Source organism: Pantoea sp. EA-12 (assembly GCF_030053355.1).
GTDB lineage: Bacteria > Pseudomonadota > Gammaproteobacteria > Enterobacterales > Enterobacteriaceae > Pantoea > Pantoea vagans_C.
Map to the genome: position 1 here is coordinate 475,124 of NZ_JASGBY010000001.1, position 17,755 is coordinate 492,878.

At 55.9% G+C, this 17,755-nt stretch carries 21 protein-coding genes and 1 riboswitch; of the genes, 14 read left to right on the plus strand and 7 right to left on the minus strand.

All coding sequences use genetic code 11. The features are described from left to right. The first annotated feature begins 1 nt into the window (after position 1). The 3 genes from QMZ30_RS02215 to QMZ30_RS02225 all read left to right on the plus strand — a co-directional run bounded on the left by QMZ30_RS02215 (position 2) and on the right by QMZ30_RS02225 (position 2,287). Positions 2–634 (plus strand): DUF4286 family protein, encoded by a 633-nt coding sequence (locus tag QMZ30_RS02215; RefSeq protein WP_039332560.1) that lies wholly within the window; start codon positions 2–4, stop codon positions 632–634. Further along, positions 627–1,940, plus strand: coding sequence for an MFS transporter (locus tag QMZ30_RS02220; protein WP_283226199.1), 1,314 nt, complete (start codon positions 627–629; stop codon positions 1,938–1,940). Before QMZ30_RS02215 ends, QMZ30_RS02220 begins: the two co-directional genes overlap by 8 nt. Before the next feature lie 179 nt (positions 1,941–2,119). After that, on the plus strand, positions 2,120–2,287 hold the full coding sequence (locus QMZ30_RS02225) for a hypothetical protein (protein WP_283226200.1): 168 nt from the start codon (positions 2,120–2,122) through the stop codon (positions 2,285–2,287). Here QMZ30_RS02225 and QMZ30_RS02230 read toward each other — a convergent pair. Beyond that, positions 2,284–2,901 (minus strand): Fic/DOC family protein, encoded by a 618-nt coding sequence (locus tag QMZ30_RS02230; protein ID WP_283226201.1) that lies wholly within the window; start codon positions 2,899–2,901, stop codon positions 2,284–2,286. The two genes, QMZ30_RS02225 and QMZ30_RS02230, sit on opposite strands and share 4 nt — an antisense overlap. Before the next feature lie 289 nt (positions 2,902–3,190). Between QMZ30_RS02230 and mdcA the strand changes: the two genes are divergently transcribed. The 8 genes from mdcA to mdcH all read left to right on the plus strand — a co-directional run bounded on the left by mdcA (position 3,191) and on the right by mdcH (position 10,250). Continuing rightward, the gene (mdcA, locus tag QMZ30_RS02235; RefSeq protein ID WP_283226202.1) at positions 3,191–4,846 is read left to right on the plus strand and encodes a malonate decarboxylase subunit alpha; all 1,656 of its coding nucleotides are present in this window, start codon (positions 3,191–3,193) and stop codon (positions 4,844–4,846) included. Then, complete coding sequence (locus QMZ30_RS02240; RefSeq protein ID WP_283226203.1) at positions 4,846–5,703, plus strand: triphosphoribosyl-dephospho-CoA synthase; 858 nt, start codon at positions 4,846–4,848, stop codon at positions 5,701–5,703. The genes mdcA and QMZ30_RS02240 overlap by 1 nt, the downstream gene beginning before the upstream one ends. 9 nt (positions 5,704–5,712) lie before the next feature. After that, positions 5,713–6,012, plus strand: coding sequence for a malonate decarboxylase acyl carrier protein (mdcC, locus tag QMZ30_RS02245; protein WP_058972598.1), 300 nt, complete (start codon positions 5,713–5,715; stop codon positions 6,010–6,012). Continuing rightward, positions 6,005–6,841 (plus strand): biotin-independent malonate decarboxylase subunit beta, encoded by an 837-nt coding sequence (locus tag QMZ30_RS02250; RefSeq protein WP_283226204.1) that lies wholly within the window; start codon positions 6,005–6,007, stop codon positions 6,839–6,841. The genes mdcC and QMZ30_RS02250 overlap by 8 nt, the downstream gene beginning before the upstream one ends. After that, positions 6,838–7,638, plus strand: a complete 801-nt coding sequence (gene mdcE / locus QMZ30_RS02255; protein ID WP_283226205.1) for a biotin-independent malonate decarboxylase subunit gamma — start codon at positions 6,838–6,840, stop codon at positions 7,636–7,638. The genes QMZ30_RS02250 and mdcE overlap by 4 nt, the downstream gene beginning before the upstream one ends. A 139-nt stretch (positions 7,639–7,777) precedes the next feature. Then, positions 7,778–8,737 (plus strand): AEC family transporter, encoded by a 960-nt coding sequence (locus QMZ30_RS02260; protein ID WP_283226206.1) that lies wholly within the window; start codon positions 7,778–7,780, stop codon positions 8,735–8,737. 2 nt (positions 8,738–8,739) lie between these two features. Then, entirely contained in the window at positions 8,740–9,348 is a 609-nt protein-coding gene (locus QMZ30_RS02265; RefSeq protein ID WP_283226207.1) for a malonate decarboxylase holo-ACP synthase, read from the plus strand. Next, positions 9,345–10,250, plus strand: coding sequence for a malonate decarboxylase subunit epsilon (gene mdcH, locus QMZ30_RS02270; protein WP_283226208.1), 906 nt, complete (start codon positions 9,345–9,347; stop codon positions 10,248–10,250). Before QMZ30_RS02265 ends, mdcH begins: the two co-directional genes overlap by 4 nt. On the opposite strand, the gene QMZ30_RS02275 is transcribed toward mdcH, so the two are convergent. The 6 genes from QMZ30_RS02275 to QMZ30_RS02300 all read right to left on the minus strand — a co-directional run bounded on the left by QMZ30_RS02275 (position 10,226) and on the right by QMZ30_RS02300 (position 15,463). After that, on the minus strand, positions 10,226–11,179 hold the full coding sequence (locus QMZ30_RS02275) for a LysR family transcriptional regulator (protein ID WP_283226209.1): 954 nt from the start codon (positions 11,177–11,179) through the stop codon (positions 10,226–10,228). The genes mdcH and QMZ30_RS02275 overlap by 25 nt on opposite strands. Positions 11,180–11,316: 137 nt before the next feature. After that, positions 11,317–12,153, minus strand: coding sequence for a metal ABC transporter permease (locus tag QMZ30_RS02280; protein WP_283226210.1), 837 nt, complete (start codon positions 12,151–12,153; stop codon positions 11,317–11,319). After that, positions 12,146–13,009, minus strand: coding sequence for an iron/manganese ABC transporter permease subunit SitC (sitC, locus tag QMZ30_RS02285; RefSeq protein ID WP_283226211.1), 864 nt, complete (start codon positions 13,007–13,009; stop codon positions 12,146–12,148). The genes QMZ30_RS02280 and sitC overlap by 8 nt, the downstream gene beginning before the upstream one ends. Beyond that, positions 12,993–13,766, minus strand: coding sequence for a manganese/iron ABC transporter ATP-binding protein (locus tag QMZ30_RS02290; RefSeq protein ID WP_283226212.1), 774 nt, complete (start codon positions 13,764–13,766; stop codon positions 12,993–12,995). Before QMZ30_RS02290 ends, sitC begins: the two co-directional genes overlap by 17 nt. Continuing rightward, the gene (locus tag QMZ30_RS02295) at positions 13,763–14,662 is read right to left on the minus strand and encodes a metal ABC transporter substrate-binding protein (protein ID WP_283226213.1); all 900 of its coding nucleotides are present in this window, start codon (positions 14,660–14,662) and stop codon (positions 13,763–13,765) included. The genes QMZ30_RS02290 and QMZ30_RS02295 overlap by 4 nt, the downstream gene beginning before the upstream one ends. Before the next feature lie 363 nt (positions 14,663–15,025). Beyond that, a complete protein-coding gene (locus QMZ30_RS02300) occupies positions 15,026–15,463 on the minus strand; it encodes a 6,7-dimethyl-8-ribityllumazine synthase (protein ID WP_283226214.1) in 438 nt (145 codons plus the stop codon). A gap of 163 nt (positions 15,464–15,626) precedes the next feature. Further along, positions 15,627–15,746, plus strand: a riboswitch (TPP riboswitch). Between the two features lie 115 nt (positions 15,747–15,861). Between QMZ30_RS02300 and QMZ30_RS02305 the strand changes: the two genes are divergently transcribed. From QMZ30_RS02305 to QMZ30_RS02315, 3 genes are read left to right on the plus strand one after another with little or no spacing between them, the layout of a single operon-like run. Then, the gene (locus QMZ30_RS02305; RefSeq protein WP_283226215.1) at positions 15,862–16,806 is read left to right on the plus strand and encodes an FAD-dependent oxidoreductase; all 945 of its coding nucleotides are present in this window, start codon (positions 15,862–15,864) and stop codon (positions 16,804–16,806) included. Then, entirely contained in the window at positions 16,790–16,987 is a 198-nt protein-coding gene (gene thiS, locus QMZ30_RS02310) for a sulfur carrier protein ThiS (RefSeq protein ID WP_283226216.1), read from the plus strand. Before QMZ30_RS02305 ends, thiS begins: the two co-directional genes overlap by 17 nt. Before the next feature lie 3 nt (positions 16,988–16,990). Further along, positions 16,991–17,749 carry a thiazole synthase gene (locus QMZ30_RS02315; RefSeq protein ID WP_283226217.1) on the plus strand — a complete coding sequence of 253 codons (759 nt, stop codon included), beginning with the start codon at positions 16,991–16,993 and terminating at the stop codon, positions 17,747–17,749. The last annotated feature ends 6 nt before the right edge of the window (positions 17,750–17,755 follow it).

A 17,755-nucleotide genomic window follows, 5' to 3' on the forward strand; every position in this document is an offset into this window, starting at 1 on the left:
AATGACTCAACCCCACGGCATGCTGTTTGTCGCCACCAACATCGGCGCGGAAGATGAAGCGGACTTTAACCAGTGGTATGACATTGAACACGTAGAGGAGCGCGTGGCGATCAGCGGCTTCTTGAGCGGCACACGTTACCAGGCAGTCAACGCCGACCGTAAGTATTTAGGTTTGTACGAGACCGAATCGCTGGAGGCCTTCACCAGTGCGGATTATCACGCGGCATTCACACGCCAAACCGCGTGGTCGGTGAAAAATCTGCAAAAGATGATTAACCCTATGCGCCGGGTCAGTGCCGTCACCCACTGTCATGGCAAAGGCACGGGCAACAACCTGGCTGTCGTAACGCTCAAGGGTTTCGATAGTGCAGCGTTAACGGCATGGCAGCAGCAGATCAACCAAACGCCGGGCTATATCTCCTCCAGTTTGCTCACTCCGGATACCGAACTGAGTTCGCCATTGCCGATGGAGCCGAAAGAGGCACGTTCGATGTTGCCGATGCTGCTGATTCACTGCCGTGACGCACAAAGTTGCGACCAACTGGCGGCAACCGCTGCCGCCGCGCTGGCGGGTGATGTTCAACGTTATGCCCTTGGCTGGCAGTTAACCAAACAGGAGTTGGCACATGGCTAATACAGATTCTTCGTTGCAGCAGACGGTGCGCGATAAGCGCAGCACCTCGAAAACCGGTCGCCTTGCGGCTGCCAGCTCTATCGGCACTGCGCTGGAATGGTATGACTTTACCGTTTACAACATCATGGCGGCGCTGGTGTTTAACCATGTGTTTTTCCCGAGCTTCGATCCTTTGGTCGGCACCATTCTGGCCTTCTCAACTTACGCAGTCGGCTATATTTCCCGACCGCTGGGTGGCTTTGTCTTCGGCCACTTAGGGGATGTGGCGGGCCGTAAAGCGGTGTTGATCATCACGCTGGTGATCATGGGCGTGACCACCGCGTTAATGGGCGTGCTGCCTGGCTACGCGGCGTGGGGCGTCTGGAGTCCCATCTTGCTGGTGGCACTGCGTTTTGTGCAGGGGATTGCGCTGGGTGGTGAGTGGGCGGGGGCGGTTTTACTCTCGATGGAGCACGGTGATGCCGATAAGCGTGGCCGTAACGCCTCTTTTGCCCAGGTTGGGCCTTCCTGCGGAACGCTGATTGGCACCGGATTTATCACGTTAGTCACGGTGTTGATGAGCGCCGAGCAGTTTCAGGCGTGGGGCTGGCGCATCCCGTTCCTGCTGAGCTTGCTATTAGTGATGTTTGGTCTGTGGTTACGTCGTGGTGTCGAAGAGACGCCGACCTTTGTCGCGATGCAAGCGGCGGAGAAAACCACGCATACACCCTTAAAAGAAGTTTTCGTGAAGTACCCGAAACAGCTGCTGATTGCGGGTGGTTCGCGCATCGGTTCTGATGTGCTCTACGCGCTGGTGGTGGTGTTCACGCTGACGTATGTTACCACGGTGCTGCAACTGCCGCGTCCACTGGCGCTGATGGCTACCATGTTAGGCGCGATAGGCAATGCCATCACCGTTCCGATGTTTGGCGCGTTGTCGGATAAGTGGGGCCGCCGTCCGGTGTATATCATCGGAGCGCTGCTGGCTATCGTCTGGTCATTTGTGTTCTTCGTACTGCTCGACAGCACACAACCGGTGCTGATTGTGCTGGCGGTGATCGGCGGCTTGTTGATCCACGCCATGATGTATGGCCCACAGGCGGCTTTTGTCACCGAGCAGTTCCCGAGCCATGTGCGCTACGCTGGTTCGTCACTGGCATATACCCTGGCTGGTATTGTGGGCGGCGGTTTTGCGCCGCTCATCATCACATCGCTGTTTAAAGAGATGGGCAGCACAGTGTGGGTATCGCTGTATGTCAGCCTTGCGCTGCTGATTACGCTGTTTGCGTTGTGGAAAGCGAAAGAGACGGCACATAAACCGTTGTAGCATTAATGCACGCGTCAGGGTCCTGGCGCGTGCTCAAAACTGACGTTCGTGTGAGTGAGAATCATATAGAGGGGCTTAGCCCCTTTGGTTTAATGGAAATATGTGATGTTGATTGGGAAGCTTGATATACTTTCTTCCGCACGCATTACACTACCGTAAATACCTGTTGAGAGGACGTAATGAGCAAAAACACCAAAGAATCGGTCACTTACGCCAAACCTTCCCGCAGCGATATCGCGCGTTCTGTCGCAACCTCAACGGCTGTTGAAACGGGACAGCCCTCTGCCAAGATTGAAGCTTCTTTAGAGGCTGTTCGTAAAAAATTTGCACACCTTCGCCTTGCTTAATCCTTTCTGAGTGCTTCATGCACCCAATATTTCATGGGCTCGTAGTTCATTGATATACCAGCATGAATAGCTGCGATGTATTGAGATTTATTCTGCTCCCAACTCTGATAATCCAGCGGTTTGTATCCACACTGAACCGACATGACGTCGGCCAATAATCTTGATAATCGCCCGTTACCTTCTCTAAAGGGATGGATGAGTATCAGTTCTACATGGATGATGGCGATGGCTTCGATCAGCTGTTCTTTTTTCATCTTCGAACAGGGTGTGAAAAGAGCGAGGTATTTGGCGTCGAAATCATTCAGCAGTTTAGGAACTTGTGCTGAAGGAGCAAACATAAAGCCGCCTTTACTGATATTGACCGTCCTCTCCTGTCCGGCCCATTCGTATATGTTGCCCAACCAGCGATGATGCCATCTTTTAATCATCTCAACGGAGATTGGCCCTAATGGAAATTGTTCTTCAAAAATATTGCGATAAAGTTGCTCAAGCAGCACTAACTCGGCGCCGTCTATTTCTTCCACATCAGTAATGCCTAACCTGTTTGACAAAACCTGCTCGCCAGAACCCTTCTCAAACTTCCCCTCACTACTGGAAACATGGTATCGGTTCATTAGATCGCTCAAGAGTGGTGACAGGGAAGATGAAAGTATAATCCTCAGAAAACCTTGCAACAATACAAATAAGATCAACTGGTTATGCAAATCTAAGTTGAGTCGTAGATATTAAACACGGCTCACAAACATGTGTAAAAATCGTTGATCAACCGCAAACTTCCACACCTCTAATCATTACTCTCAGGCTAACGATCAACCCGTCAGGTTGATTGATGCCTATGCCGTTGAAGACCACACTTTGCTGAGTTGACGTCATCATGAGATTCGCTCATTCAGGAGGTTAGTCATGTCATCAGGACAACAAGGGGCGCGGGTGTGGAACACGCGCCGCATGGAAAAACAGCGGCGGCAGGCGTCCTTGCCGGTGCAGGGCAAAGTGTTACCCACCGACCAAATGGTTGAGATGCTGGAAAAGTTGATTTCGCCTGGCGACCGGGTGGTGCTGGAAGGGAACAACCAGAAACAGGCCGATTTCCTTTCTCGCATGCTGGCTGAGGTCAACCAGCAAAAAGTGCATAACCTGCACATGATCATGCCCAGCGTCGGGCGCAGTGAACACCTCGATATCTTTGAGAAGGGCATCGCCCGCAAACTTGATTTCTCTTTCTCCGGCACGCAAAGCCTGCGCATTTCGCAATTGCTGGAAGATGATCAGCTGGAAATCGGTGCCATTCACACTTACATCGAGCTCTACTCCCGTTTGTACGTCGATTTAGCGCCGAATGTCGCGCTGATCGCTGGGTATAAAGCCGACCGCAAAGGCAACCTCTATACCGGGCCGAGTACCGAAGACACGCCCGCACTGGTCGAAGCGGCCGCTTTCCACGACGGCATCGTGATTGCCCAAGTGAATGAACTGGTGGATGACGAGTGTGATTTGCCGCGCGTCGATATCCCAGGTTCATGGATTGATTACGTGGTGGTCGCCGACAAACCCTTCTTTATCGAACCGCTGTTTACCCGCGATCCGCGTCTGATTAAGCAAGAACACATCCTGATGGCGATGATGGCGATCAAAGGCATCTACGCCGAGCATCATGTGCAATCGCTTAATCACGGTATTGGTTTCAATACGGCCGCCATCGAACTGCTGCTGCCGACCTACGGCGAACAGCTCGGTCTGAAAGGCAAAATCTGTAAGCACTGGACGCTGAACCCGCATCCGACGTTGATCCCGGCGATTGAGAGCGGCTGGGTGGAGAGCGTGCACTGCTTTGGTGGTGAATTGGGTATGGAAGAGTATATCCGCGCCCGTCCGGACATCTTCTTTACCGGCGCTGACGGCTCAATGCGCTCTAACCGCGCCATGTGTCAGCTCGCAGGCCAGTACGCCGTGGATATGTTTATCGGCTCGACGCTGCAAATTGATGGCCTGGCCAACTCTTCCACCGTGACTCGTGGACGTCTATCTGGCTTCGGTGGCGCACCGAATATGGGGCACGATCCGCACGGACGCCGCCATGCCACCGCCGCCTGGCTGGCGATGAAAAATGGCGAAAATGCCATGGAGCGTGGCCGCAAGTTGGTGGTGCAGATGGTCGAAACTTTCCAGGCGGGGGTCAAACCCACCTTCGTGGAAAAACTCGACGCCATCGAGGTGGCGAAAAATGCCGGTATGCCGTTGGCGCCAGTGATGATTTACGGCGATGACGTCACCCATGTGCTGACCGAAGAGGGCATTGCTTATCTCTATCGCGCACAGGATCTCGAAGAGCGCCGCGCGATGGTGGCGGCAGTGGCGGGGATTACCGATATCGGGTTGGGCGTTGATGCTAAACGCGTGGCTGAACTTCGCCGCAGCGGCAAAGTGGTGTTCCCGGAAGATCTCGGTATTCGCCGTGCCGATGCCACACGTTCGTTACTGGCTGCCGGCAGCGTGGCTGACCTCGTTGAATGGTCTGACGGGCTCTACAACCCACCGGCAAAATTCCGGAGCTGGTAATGAAACGACTTGCGCCGCAATCGGTTGAAAGTCGTCTGCACCAGCTGGCGCAGCACGCCACTGATTGCCTGATTGAAGAGGTGAATCTGACACCGAAACCGGGGCTGGTGGACCGTCGCGGCAGCGGGGCGCATCAGGATCTGACGCTGGCACTGATGGAGCGTTCGGCGCGAAGCCTGACCCCGACGTTTATGGCACTGGCTCAGCAGAGCTGGCTGCGCCCGGCGGATGTGGCGCTGCGTGAAACCATTGGCCGCCTAGGCCGTGAAGGTGAACGCCAGATGATGGTTGCCACCGCCGGGGTGAATACTCATCGCGGTGCGATTTGGGCGCTGGGTCTGTTGGTCAGTGCGGCGGCGATGCAGGGCGGTTATGCCAGCAGCGAATTGCTGTGCGCGACCGCCGCAGATCTGGCGCAGTTGCCGGACCGTGCGGCTCCCAAAACCTTCAGCAAGGGGCTGCGTGCCGTGCATCGTTTTCAGGTGCCAGGCGCACGTGAAGAGGCACAGCAGGGCTTTCCCCACATCAGGCAACTGGCGTTACCGCAGCTGTGGCGCAGCCGCCGTGCGGGGGCTGCGGAAAACGCCGCACGCCTGGATGCACTGATGGCCATCATGACGTCGCTCAGCGACACCTGCGTCCTCAACCGCGCCGGTCTGGAAGGTATGCAAACCATGCAGCGTGGTGCCCAAGCGGTGCTGCAAGCCGGTGGGTATGCCACCACAGCAGGCCGTGCGGCATTAGAACAACTGGATAGCGCGATGCTGGCGCTGAATGCGTCGCCAGGCGGCACGGCTGATTTACTGGCCGCCACGCTGTTTATCGACCGTTTGTCTGCATCGCCACTCATTGATTAAGAGGTTGTTATGGAAAAGATAACGTTAGCTTACCCGGCACGTCGCACGCTCAGCGGACAAGCGCTGGCAGGCGTGGTGGGATCGGGAGATATGGAAGTGCTGTACCGCGCAGACAGCAGTGCGTCACTCAATATCACCATCACCACCTCAGTGGACAACAGCAAGGCGCGCTGGGATGCGCTGTTTAGCCGCCTGGCGGAATTAACTGAACTGCCGGCAGGGCAATTGGTGATCCACGACTTTGGTGCCACGCCGGGCGTTGCCCGTATTCGCATCGAACAGGTCTTTGAGGAGGTGAATCATGCGTGATGACAGCAGCTTTATCGAACTGCGTGCCCGTCAGCGTGCGTTGGCATTGCTGGACAGCGGCAGCGCACGTGAACTGCTCGATCCCTTTGAAGGCGTGATGTCGCCGTGGCTGGAGAAACAGGGCATTGTGCCACAGGCCGATGACGGCATGGTAGTGATGAAAGGCACGTTAAACGGCCAGTCCACCGTGGTGATTGCCATCGAAGGCACCTTCCAGGGCGGCAGCATGGGCGAAGTCTCAGGTGCGAAAATGGCCGGTGCGCTGGAGCTGGCGGCGGAAGACAACCGTAACGGTGTGCCAACACAAGCGATTCTGTGCCTGGAAACCGGGGGCGTGCGTTTGCAGGAAGCCAATCTCGGTCTGGCCGCTATTGCGGATATTCACGCCGCGATCGTCGATCTGCGTCAATACACGCCGGTGATTGGCATTATCGCCGGCACCGTGGGCTGCTTTGGTGGCATGTCGATTGCCGCCGCGCTGTGCAGCCATTTGATTGTCACCCGAGAAGCGCGTCTGGGGCTGAACGGGCCGCAGGTGATCGAACAGGAGGCGGGAATTGATGAGTATGACTCGCGTAACCGTCCATTTATCTGGAGCATGACCGGCGGCGAGATTCGCTATCAAAGTGGGCTGGTTGACGCACTGGTCAAAGATGGTGTGCAGGCCGTCAAACATGCGGTTGACGAGGCATTAGCACAAGGCGTGCCCGCTCAGCATCGCAGCGAAAATTATGCCTTTTATCTCGACCGTTTAAGCCGTTTCGATACCGCACAGCAGGCCAGTACGGCCACCATTCATCAGGTCTTTGCACCGGAGGTGAAATCATGAGTGCACACAACAGCCGTGGTGATCTGTGGCTCAGCCAACTCACCGACAATGCCGCACGCCGCAACGGACTCTGCCCGTCAGTACAGGTGGCGGATGCCGAACTCAACGGTGAGAGCGCGCGTTTTATTGCCGTCGTGCCGGATGCCAACAACCGCTATCCGCGTGCCGCACAGGGTGAAGTGGGCCTGCTGGAGGGCTGGACGCTGGCAAAAGTGGTTCAGGAGACGATCGCTGAAGACGCCAACAATACGGTGAAGCGGCCAATTATCGCGGTCATTGATGTCCCAAGTCAGGCATATGGTCGTCGTGAAGAGGGCTTTGGTATTCACCAGGCACTGGCGGGTGCGGCGGGCGCCTATGCACAGGCTCGTCTCGCCGGGCATCCGGTGATTGGGCTGATCGTGGGCAAAGCGATGTCCGGTGCGTTTTTGGCGCACGGCTATCAGGCTAACCGACTGATTGCCTTTAACGACCCGGCGGTACAGGTGCATGCGATGGGCAAAGCCTCGGCGGCGCGTATCACGTTACGCACCGTGGAAGCGCTCGAAAAACTGGCTGCCAGCGTGCCGCCAATGGCCTATGACATCGGCAATTACGCGACCCTGGGCTTGCTGTCGTCGCTGTTGGACATCGCGAATCCTGATGCGCCCGCAGCCGATGATGTGGCGCGTGTTAAAACCACCCTGGCACAAGCGATTGACGATACGCGACGCATGCCGGGCAGAGGATCACGCCTTGCTGCAGCCAATCGCCAAAGTTCGGCACGGGTCCGCGAACGTCTGCGTGCCAGTTGGTAGTACCTAATAATAAAAATCTTTAAATCAACCTGCCGGCTGTCAGTATGCCGGACGCACGCGGCGTCCGGCCTCTGCGGCAACTGATAAATTCAACACCATCGCGTCAGTACTCACTCTTTTAATAACAAACAGGTGATATATGACTTACGTGATATTCCATGCGCTCGCCCCGATCTTCATCATCATGCTGTTGGGGTTTTGGGCCGGCAAAGCCAAAATGGTTGATAACAAAAACGTCTCATTACTCAATATCTTTGTGATGGATTTTGCCTTACCGGCAGCACTGTTTAGTGCCACGGTGCAGACGCCGTGGAATGGTATTGTGGCGCAGACGCCATTGATTGTGGTGCTCACCCTGGCGATGTGGATCGCCTATGCGGTGCTCTATTTTGTCGCCACCAAAATCTTCAAAAAATCGCCTCAGGACGCCGCGGTGCTGACGTTAACCGTGGCGTTGCCAAACTATGCCGCCCTGGGCTTACCCATTCTTGGCAGCGTGGTGGGAGAAGGTTCAGCGACATCGCTCTCTGTGGCGGTTTCGATTGCTTGCGGTTCAGTGTTGATGACGCCGTTCTGCCTGCTGATTCTGGAGCGTGAAAAGGCGCGCCTCGCTGGAGAAACACAGCGTTCGACGCTGGCGATGTTACCCGTTTTGATGTGGCGTTCGGTGAAAAAACCGATTGTCTGGGGACCGCTGCTCGGCGTGGTGTTGTCTGCGATCGGCATAAAAATGCCGGACCTGATACTGACGGCGATTAAACCGCTGGGTCTGGCGGCAACCGCTGCGGCCCTGTTCCTCACTGGGGTGATCCTCTCGGCACGTCAGTTGAAAATCAACAGTATGGTAATCAGCTCGACTGTAACCAAACTGCTGATTCAACCAGCGATAGCATGGGGGATTGTGCTGCTGTTTGGTCTGCACGGTACCGTAGCCATCACTGCGATTCTGATGATTGCGCTGTCGGCTGGCTTCTTTGGTGTGGTGTTTGGCAATCGCTTTGGCGTGCAGTCACCTGATGCAGAAGCGGTACTGCTGCTCAGTTCGCTGCTGTCGATTTTGTCACTGCCGCTGTTTATTAGTTTAACTGCAGGAATTTAATCATGAACGTCCGCCCTCACGATCTGCTATGGCTACAGGCTCATGCCACCTTGCTCGATATTCAAGAGCCGTGGGTGGCGCAGCAGTGGAGCGTACAGCAGCCGGTGGTGGTGCGGCGTGATCGGATGCAGCAAGGCAATATCCCGATTGGCGTGCGTGGCGCAGCACGCCATCAGCGCGCGGCAGGTTGGGTGCAGGCGCAAAATGTGGTGCGTATTGACGCACCTGAAACGCTGGTCGATCGCGCTGCATCGCATGTGTTTCGTGCCTTACCCACGGTGCAGGCACTGATACAACTGCAACAACAGCGTTGGGCCTGGTGTTGGGGCGTGACCGGCAGCACCGGTTTTGCCCTGGCAACGTCATTACCTGTGCTGCACGCGGACAGCGACCTTGATCTGCTGATCCGCGCGCCGCTGCCGCTTGACCCAGACGAACTGGCGGTATGGCAGCGGCAACTTGCGTGTTTGCCCTGTCGCGTGGACACTCAGGTTGAGACCCCGGTCGGGGCTTTTGCCCTTAATGAGTGGCTGCGTGCCGGGCGCGTATTATTGAAAACCGCGCAAGGCCCGCGCCTGACCGATCTTCCCTGGACGGAGGAAAACCCATGAAAACGCTCTTCACCTTTCCCGGGCAAGGTCCCCAGCGTGCTGGTATGTTGCATGCCTTGCCACGGGATGAAACTTGGAACACCGCCTATGCGGTGCTGGGTGATGAACTCCGGCAACTGGACTCCGCCGATGCGTTGCAACACACCCGTGCGGTGCAATTGACGTTGCTGATTACGGCGGTGTCAGCTGCGAGACAGCTGATCGCCAAAGGCGTAGAGCCGGACATGGTGTGCGGTTTGTCTATCGGCGCTTATCCTGCGGCCGTCATCGCCGGAGCGTTGCAGTTTGCTGATGCCCTGAGGCTGGTGGCGCTGCGTGGTGAACTGATGGAGCAAGCCTATCCGCAAGGCTATGGTTTAACCGCCATCAGCGGCATGACTCTGGCACAGGTTGAAGCGCTGGTGGATAACCGCCAGAGCTTTATTGCCAACATCAATGCGGAAACTCAGATTGTGATTGCCGGCAGCGATGCTGCAATGGCCGCCGTGGCGCAGCAGGCTCTGGCGCAGGGTGCACAGCGCGCGCAGCGACTGGCGATCAGCGTGCCATCGCATTGCGCTTTGCTTGCGCAACCGGCACAGCAATTGAAAGCGGCAATGGACAGCATCAACGTGCAACGTCCACATCTGGCGTATTTAAGTGGCAACAGTGCGCGCGTGCTGTGGCAGCCAGAGCGGATCGCTGAGGATCTGGCGATGAACATGGCGCACAGCGTTCGCTGGCATGAAGCGATGGTGGCAGCCAGAGAACGGGACGTCAGATTGGTGATTGAGATGCCACCCGGTGAAGTGCTGACGGGATTAACCCGAAGTGTTCAGTGTCAGGGAGAGTGTCTCGCCCTGGAGCGCAACGGTGAGGATCTGGCGCTGCGCCTGTTTCAGCGGCTGACCGGGACGCGCTGAGTTTTTTCCTGCAAGCTCAATGCGAACATGCGTCCTTCGGCAACTAACGCTAGCAGGTTAGGATCGTGTTCGCGGTTGCGCGGGAACACAATGGCGATGTGTTGGCGCATCTGATACGGCTCCGCCAGCCGCAAAAAGCGGAGATCGTTCTCATACTGTTTGCGCATTCTGCCCGGCACCAATGAGTAACCCATGCCGGCCTGCACCAGGCTCAGCATCGAGAAGATATCGTTAACGCGCGTGATAATGTTGGGTTCAAAACCGGCGACATGGCAGGCTTCCTGAAAACCGGTAAAGGTGGCAAATCCTTCCGCCAGAGAGACAAACGCCTTGTCGCTGTAGGCGCGCAGATCGATGTCATCGCTGTTTTCGCTGTCATCGTTCTGAGGGACGGCGAGAAAAATATCATCCTGAAACAGCGCGACCTGTTCATAGATCTTGTCATCGATCTCTGCTTCACTGACTGAAATGATGATGGCATCCAGCTGATTGGCCTTCAGTGCGCGCAGCAGCAACTCGTTGGAACCCATGGTGAGATTGAGCTCAAGTTCCGGGCGGCGCAGTTTCATTTTCATGATCAGGCGCGGCACGGTTTCCAGCGACAGCGAATAAAGCGTTCCCACGCGTAGATTACCCAGCCCCATTCCCGCGGTACGTTGGGTCTCATCAATGCCCTGGCTTAGTGTCGCCAGCGCCTCTCGGCTGTATTCAAGCAGCGTCCAAGCGGCGGGCAGTGCCACTAAGTGACGGCCTTTGTGTTCAAACAGCGGGCAACGCAGGCTCTCTTCCAGCGTATGCAGCGCGCGGTGCACGCTGACCGTGCTCAGCCCAAGGGTTTCTGCGGCTCTGGCGAGGTTTTCACTTTCCATATAGCAGCTAAAAATCAGCAGCTTGCGCACGGTGAGATCGTTATCGAGGGTCAGTTTCATGCCGGTTTCACGTCGTGAATCAGGGGCGACATTATACCCAAGGTTCGATGTAAAACAGTGACATATCGTAGCGGTGCGATTTATCGCGCATGCCAACAGCAGTGCCATGTTTTGACAATGCGCAAAAATTTGCACCGCTACGAATGGCTCAATGCACGCGTGCGTTCGCGCCAGCTCACCCCAATAAAGGTCACCACAAACAACAGGCTATACAACACCACTATCGTTGGTCCGGGCGCACTATCGAGGAAGAACGAGGCATAAACCCCGCACACGCCAGTCACAACAGCGATCAGCACCGCCAGCAGCATCACCTGCAAAAATCGTCGCGCCAGCAATAACGCAATCGCACCAGGCGCAATCAACATGGCAATCGACAAAATCACCCCCACCGATTTCAGCGCAGCCACAATGGTCAGAGCGATCAAACACAGCAACCCGTAATGCATCAAATTGCCGTTAATACCGCAGGCTCGCGCTTGTTGCGGGTCAAACGCATGCAGCAGCAGGTCGCGCCACTTCACGCTTAACAGCAACACCACCAGCAGCGCGATGGCTGCTGTCTGCGCTATATCAGACCAGGCAATGCCGAGCATATCGCCGAACAGAATATGATCGAGATGCACTTCGGGTTTCAGCTTCAGATAGAGCACCAGCCCCGCGCCAAACATTCCCGAAAACACAATGCCCATCACGGTATCGGGCTTGATACGACTGTTTTGGCTGATAAATCCCGTGGCCAGAGCGCACAGCATTCCGGCAATAAACGCGCCGATCGCATAGGGCAAGCCGATCCACCACGCCAGCACCACGCCGGGAAACACTGCGTGACTCATGGCATCGCCCAGCAGGGACCAGCCTTTTAGCACCAGAAAAGCCGATAACATGGCGCACGGCAGCGACAACAGCAGGGTAATGATTAACGCCATGTTCATAAATTCAAACTGGAACGGGCTCAGCAGTATTTCACTCATGGCTGTTCATCTCCTGAGCCTGACGCGCACGACGCCGTGCAGCCATTACGCCGTGTTTAGGTGCGAAGGTAAACGCCACCAGAAACACCAGCGTTTGCGCTACCACAATCACGCCACCGGTGGCGCCGTCGAGAAAATAGCTGCTCCAGGCACCGAGGAAACTGGTGATACTGCCAATCGCTACCGCGATCATTAACAGGCGTGGAAAACGATCCGTGAGCAGGTAGGCAGTGGCACCAGGCGTGACCACCAGACAAATCACCATAAAGGCACCCACCGTCTGCAACGCGGCAACCGTTGAGGCAGCGAGCAGGGTAAAAAACAGAATCTTGAGCGCCGTGGTGTTTAAGCCCAGGGAGCGCGCGTGGCTCTCATCAAAAAAGGTGACCATCAGGTCTTTCCACTTCAGCAACAATATCGTCAGGGTAATCACGCCAATCGCGCCGAGTTGCCAGATATCGGCGGGCGCGACCGCCAGAATGTTGCCCAGCACAATGGTTTGTATGTTGACCGAAGTTGGGTTAAGCGAGACCAGAAACAGGCCGATGCCAAAAAAGGAGGAGAAAATCAGCCCGATAATCGCATCCTCTTTCAACCGCGTGCGCTGATTAAGAAACAGCATGCTGCCTGCTGCCAGACCGCCGGAGAGAAAAGCACCGAGCGAGAAGGGCAGCCCCAACATATAAGCCCCCGCCACGCCGGGCACAATCGAGTGCGACAGCGCATCGCCAATCAGCGACCAGCCTTTCAACATCAAAAAACAGGAGAGAAAGGCGCAAATCGCCCCGACCAATGCCGCAATCCACATGGCATTGAGCATGTATTGGTAGCCGAAGGGTTCAATAATCCACGACATGGCTGGCCCCGATTTTTTGCAGAAGTGCGGCGTTCCTCTGCTGCAATTCACCATCAAAGGTGCGCGCCAGATTGGCCGCCGTGAAGGTGTCAGCGAGCAGACCGCTGGCCAGCACGGTGTTCTTCACCAGCACGCAGCGGTCGCAGAAATCCGGGATAGCGTTGAGATCGTGCGTGGAGACCAGCATGGTACGGCCTTCATCGCGCAGTTCCTGCAATAGCGTGATGATTGCCGCTTCAGTTTTCACATCCACGCCGGTAAACGGCTCGTCCAGCAGGATGATCTGCCCACTCTGCGCCAGTGCGCGGGCGAGAAAGATGCGTTTCTTCTGACCACCGGACAACTCACCGATCTGCCGATGGCGATAGTCACTCATGCCCACACGCGCCAGCGCCTCATCCACGCTACGTTTGTCCTCTGCGCGTGGGATACGCAGCATGTTCATGTATCCATAGCGGCCCATCATCACCACATCTTCCACCAGCACCGGGAAACTCCAGTCCACCTCTTCGGCTTGAGGCACGTAGGAGACGATGTTGCGCTTCAACGCGGTTTTAGCGGGCATCTCCGCCAGCGTCACATGGCCCGTTGAGAGCGGCACAAAACCCATGATGGCTTTGAACAGCGTGGATTTTCCGGAGCCATTAACGCCAACCAGCGCTGCGATGCTCCCCGCAGGCACGGAGAATGACGCCTGGCGTAACGCCGTGTGGCCGTTGCGGTAAGTGACGCTGACATCTTGCACGTTGAGGGTCATTTTTGGCTCCCGGCAGCAATGCCTTTCGCGACGGTGTCCGTGGTGACACGCAGCAAATCGAGGTAGGTCGGCACCGGGCCGTCGCTGTTGCTAAGAGAATCGACGTACAGCACGCCGCCGTAGTGAATCCCCGCTTCACGTGCCACCTGCTGGGCAGGTTTGGCGGAGATGGTGCTTTCGCTAAAGATGGTGGGGATAGCGTTGGCTTTCACTGCATCGATCACCTTACGCACCTGCTGCGGTGTGCCTTGCTGATCGGCATTGATCGGCCATAGGTAGAGTTCTTTTAGTCCCAGGTCGCGCGCCAGGTAAGAAAACGCCCCTTCACTAGTGACTAGCCAGCGCTGGTTTTCTGGCAGCTGATCGATCGCTGAGCGCATCGGAGCCAGCGTTTGTTGGATTTGTGCTTTATAGCGCTCGGCATTGGCCTGATAAACGGCGGCATTCGCGGGATCGTATTTTTGTAAGGCATTGCGGATGTTATCGACGTAGATCAGTGCATTATCTGGTGACATCCACGCATGCGGATTGGGTTTACCGTTGTAGGGTCCCTCAGTGATGCCAAGCGGTTCAATGCCCGCCGTGACGGTCACTTCCGGCACACCTTTCAGACGCTGATAGAAGCGGTTGAACCACAGTTCGAGGTTAAACCCGTTGACCAGAATGAGGTTCGCGCCCTGAGCACGACGAATATCGCCCGGCGTGGGTTGGTACTCATGGATTTCTGCCCCTGGCTTGGTGATGGACGTCACTTCAGCCGCATCTCCCGCCACGTTGCGGGCCATATCGGCAATCACCGTAAAGGTGGTGACCACTTTGAGTTTTTCTGCAGCGAAAGCGGGGGCACTCAGTGCGAGCACGAGCATGGCAACCGATACGACCTTTGTCTTGAACATCGTCATCCCTCAATGAAATATAGCCTGTGCTATACATTATAGTGAATGCTATGAATGTGAAGCGTTTTTGTTCACATTTTTCTGTTCACGACAAAAATTTACGCAAGTTGAAATAATTGCAGGTAAACGGTTTATGGGTATATACCCAAAATAATTCGAGATTCAGTAAGGCGGCAAGTGCATGAATCCTCAGGAGCTTACTGAAGTAAGTGACTGAGGTGAATGCACGTAGCCAACGCACCTGCAGCTTGAAATATGTAGGGTATAGCGGGAAAGCTTTTGAATTAAAGCGATAAAGGGGAAGGGTATTAAGATTAAAAAGAACACTCCATGCTGAATAATGAAGTGTTCTTATTTAGGACATTAATCAATCGACAAATTATGAATCGCCAGCGCAGCGCGCGCGGCTTCTTTGCCTTTCTTAATAAAGTGTTCGGTATAGAAGTTTTCCAGCACATCAACTGGCTGGAAATTATGTGGCGTCAGTGACACAGAGAAGACCGGGACGTTGGTGCTCAATTGCACGTTCATCAGGCCATCAACCACCGCTGCCGCGACGAAATCGTGACGATAGATGCCGCCATCAACCACCAGTGCAGCGGCGACGATCGCATCATATTTGCCGGTTTCAGCCAGGCGTTTTGCCAGCAACGGCATTTCAAACGCGCCCGGCACTTCCAGTACTTTTAATTCAGCATCAACGTTCTGTGCTTCTAATTCCTGCTCAAAACCCACCAGCGCATTGTGCACAATCTCTTTGTGCCAACCGGCTTTAATAAAGGCAACTCTAATATTTTTCATAATAAACCCAACATCACCTGTAATTTCTTTGCGCATGAAAGTAGCAATAATGCGTTTGTATACCATATGTTACGTTTGTAATCCACATTGCGCGCGTAGCGATAAATGCGTTTCTGGTCTGACGCAATCCGCGCTTGACGCCGACCGGCACCTGCAATACAAATAGACGCGTCGGGGGAGTCTCGCCAAAGAGACTGAGAGGCTAAAAGCGCACTGCGCGGCTTAGCGACCCTTTGAACCTGACCCAGTTGATACTGGCGTAGGAAGACTGACAGCGCAAAGGTTGCGTTGTCTGGCGCAGAGGATCGCTCGCGCCCTTTCCCTCCTCCTGTATCTGCGGGTCTCAGCGAAAACTGAGAGGCCGATGTGAATTCCCCTTGTATCCCGGATCGACGGCTGTGAGCCGCTGGACAGTCTTAGGCTGCGGCGTGGCGGGCCTGTGCGTGGCGACATTGCTGGCTGAGCGTGGCGAAGACGTCGAGGTGATCGGCGATGAAACGCGCCAACCCGCCTCGTGGTTTGCTGGCGGCATGCTGGCTCCCTGGTGCGAATCTGAAAGTGCGCCGCAGGAGGTGGTCACCCTCGGGCAATATTCCGCTGGCTGGTGGCAGCAGCGCGTCAGCAGCGTGGTAGAACAGGGCACGCTGGTGGTGGCTCCGCCGCGTGATAGCCAGGAACTTAACCGCTTTGCACGTATGACGGAACAACATCAGTGGGTCGTTCCCGCTGAGATTGAACCGATGCTGGAAGGGCGTTTTGCCCGTGGGCTGTTTTTTGCCCGTGAGGCGCATCTCGATCCCCGTCTTGCCCTCACCGAAATGCGCGAAAAGCTGTTGCAGCGCGGCGTGCGTTTTGATGCGCAGCAGCCTCATGGGCAGGTGATTGATTGCCGTGGGATTCATGCGAAGAGTGAGCTAAGCCGCCTGCGCGGCGTGCGGGGTGAGATGGTGATCCTGCACAGTGATGAGGTGCAATTCTCGCGCCCGATTCGTCTGCTGCATCCGCGTTTTCCCTGCTATCTGGTGCCGCGTCGTGATGGCCATTTCATGCTGGGCGCGACCATGGTGGAAAGCGACGATGCCAGTGCGATAAGTGCGCGCGCCATGATGGAACTGCTCAGCGCCGCCTATACCATCCATCCTGCATTAGCCGAAGCGCGCGTGGTGGAGAGTGCCAGCGGGCTGCGTCCTGCTTATCCGGCCAACCTGCCGGAAATCCGTTATCAAAATCACACTTATTATCTTAATGGCCTGTATCGCCATGGTTTTCTGCTGGCACCGATGCTGGCTGAACAGCTGATGCAGCGCATTTTTGGGGAGCAGCACCATGAACATTCTGCTTAATGGCCGAGCCATTCGTACCGAAGCCAGCACGCTTAGCGAATTGTTGATCGAACAGCAAATTGACGCCGCCTGCGTGGCCAGTGCCTTCAACGGCATGTTTGTGCCGAAGAGCCAGTACAGCAGCCAAACGCTGGAAGAGGGCTGCCAGTTGGAAGTGTTGTCACCGATGCAGGGAGGTTAAAGTATGTTTTACGATTTTGCACCGCAGTCACGTTTCCTGTTGGGGACGGCTGGCTATCCCTCTCCCGCTATTTTGCAGCAGGCGATTACGGCTTCAGGCACTGAAATCATCACCGTGAGCTTGAGACGTGAAGGCGCGGCAGGCGCGGCATTTCGCGAGCTGCTCACCGATCTGGATGTGCGGGTGCTGCCAAACACGGCGGGCTGCCACACGGTGAAAGAGGCGGTGACCACCGCGCAGATGGCGCGTGAACTATTTAATACGCCGTGGATCAAGCTGGAAGTGATCGGTCATGCAGATACGCTGCAGCCCGATCCGTTCGCGCTGGTGGAGGCCGCGCGCATCCTCTGCGCAGACGGCTTTAAGGTGTTCCCGTACACCACGGAAGATTTGATTGTCGGTGAAAAATTACTGGAAGCGGGCTGTGAGCTGTTGATGCCGTGGGGCGCCCCCATTGGTTCCGGGCAGGGGCTGCGCAATATCGACGGTCTGCGTGCCATGCGCGCGTGGTTCAGCGATATCCCACTGATTATTGATGCGGGTATTGGCGCCCCTTCACAAGCGGCGCTGGCGATGGAAATGGGCTTCGATGGCATTCTGCTGAATACCGCAGTGGCGAAAGCGGGCGATCCGGTGGGCATGGCGAACGGCTTCCGTCTGGCGATTGAAGCGGGGCAGGCAGCGCGCAGTGCCGGTTTAATGGAGAAGCGCGATATGGCAGCGGCCTCTACGCCGATCTTCGGCCTGGCGAATCTGAGCTGAGGAGCC

Bases quoted from the DNA above. Each gene is read 5' to 3' on its own strand.
- QMZ30_RS02215 (WP_039332560.1), top strand. From the start codon at position 2: ATGACTCAACCCCACGGCATGCTGTTTGTCGCCACCAACATCGGCGCG.
- QMZ30_RS02220 (WP_283226199.1), top strand. From the start codon at position 627: ATGGCTAATACAGATTCTTCGTTGCAGCAGACGGTGCGCGATAAGCGC.
- QMZ30_RS02225 (WP_283226200.1), top strand. From the start codon at position 2,120: ATGAGCAAAAACACCAAAGAATCGGTCACTTACGCCAAACCTTCCCGC.
- QMZ30_RS02230 (WP_283226201.1), bottom strand. From the start codon at position 2,901: ATGAACCGATACCATGTTTCCAGTAGTGAGGGGAAGTTTGAGAAGGGT.
- mdcA (WP_283226202.1), top strand. From the start codon at position 3,191: ATGTCATCAGGACAACAAGGGGCGCGGGTGTGGAACACGCGCCGCATG.
- QMZ30_RS02240 (WP_283226203.1), top strand. From the start codon at position 4,846: ATGAAACGACTTGCGCCGCAATCGGTTGAAAGTCGTCTGCACCAGCTG.
- mdcC (WP_058972598.1), top strand. From the start codon at position 5,713: ATGGAAAAGATAACGTTAGCTTACCCGGCACGTCGCACGCTCAGCGGA.
- QMZ30_RS02250 (WP_283226204.1), top strand. From the start codon at position 6,005: ATGCGTGATGACAGCAGCTTTATCGAACTGCGTGCCCGTCAGCGTGCG.
- mdcE (WP_283226205.1), top strand. From the start codon at position 6,838: ATGAGTGCACACAACAGCCGTGGTGATCTGTGGCTCAGCCAACTCACC.
- QMZ30_RS02260 (WP_283226206.1), top strand. From the start codon at position 7,778: ATGACTTACGTGATATTCCATGCGCTCGCCCCGATCTTCATCATCATG.
- QMZ30_RS02265 (WP_283226207.1), top strand. From the start codon at position 8,740: ATGAACGTCCGCCCTCACGATCTGCTATGGCTACAGGCTCATGCCACC.
- mdcH (WP_283226208.1), top strand. From the start codon at position 9,345: ATGAAAACGCTCTTCACCTTTCCCGGGCAAGGTCCCCAGCGTGCTGGT.
- QMZ30_RS02275 (WP_283226209.1), bottom strand. From the start codon at position 11,179: ATGAAACTGACCCTCGATAACGATCTCACCGTGCGCAAGCTGCTGATT.
- QMZ30_RS02280 (WP_283226210.1), bottom strand. From the start codon at position 12,153: ATGAGTGAAATACTGCTGAGCCCGTTCCAGTTTGAATTTATGAACATG.
- sitC (WP_283226211.1), bottom strand. From the start codon at position 13,009: ATGTCGTGGATTATTGAACCCTTCGGCTACCAATACATGCTCAATGCC.
- QMZ30_RS02290 (WP_283226212.1), bottom strand. From the start codon at position 13,766: ATGACCCTCAACGTGCAAGATGTCAGCGTCACTTACCGCAACGGCCAC.
- QMZ30_RS02295 (WP_283226213.1), bottom strand. From the start codon at position 14,662: ATGTTCAAGACAAAGGTCGTATCGGTTGCCATGCTCGTGCTCGCACTG.
- QMZ30_RS02300 (WP_283226214.1), bottom strand. From the start codon at position 15,463: ATGAAAAATATTAGAGTTGCCTTTATTAAAGCCGGTTGGCACAAAGAG.
- thiS (WP_283226216.1), top strand. From the start codon at position 16,790: ATGAACATTCTGCTTAATGGCCGAGCCATTCGTACCGAAGCCAGCACG.
- QMZ30_RS02315 (WP_283226217.1), top strand. From the start codon at position 16,991: ATGTTTTACGATTTTGCACCGCAGTCACGTTTCCTGTTGGGGACGGCT.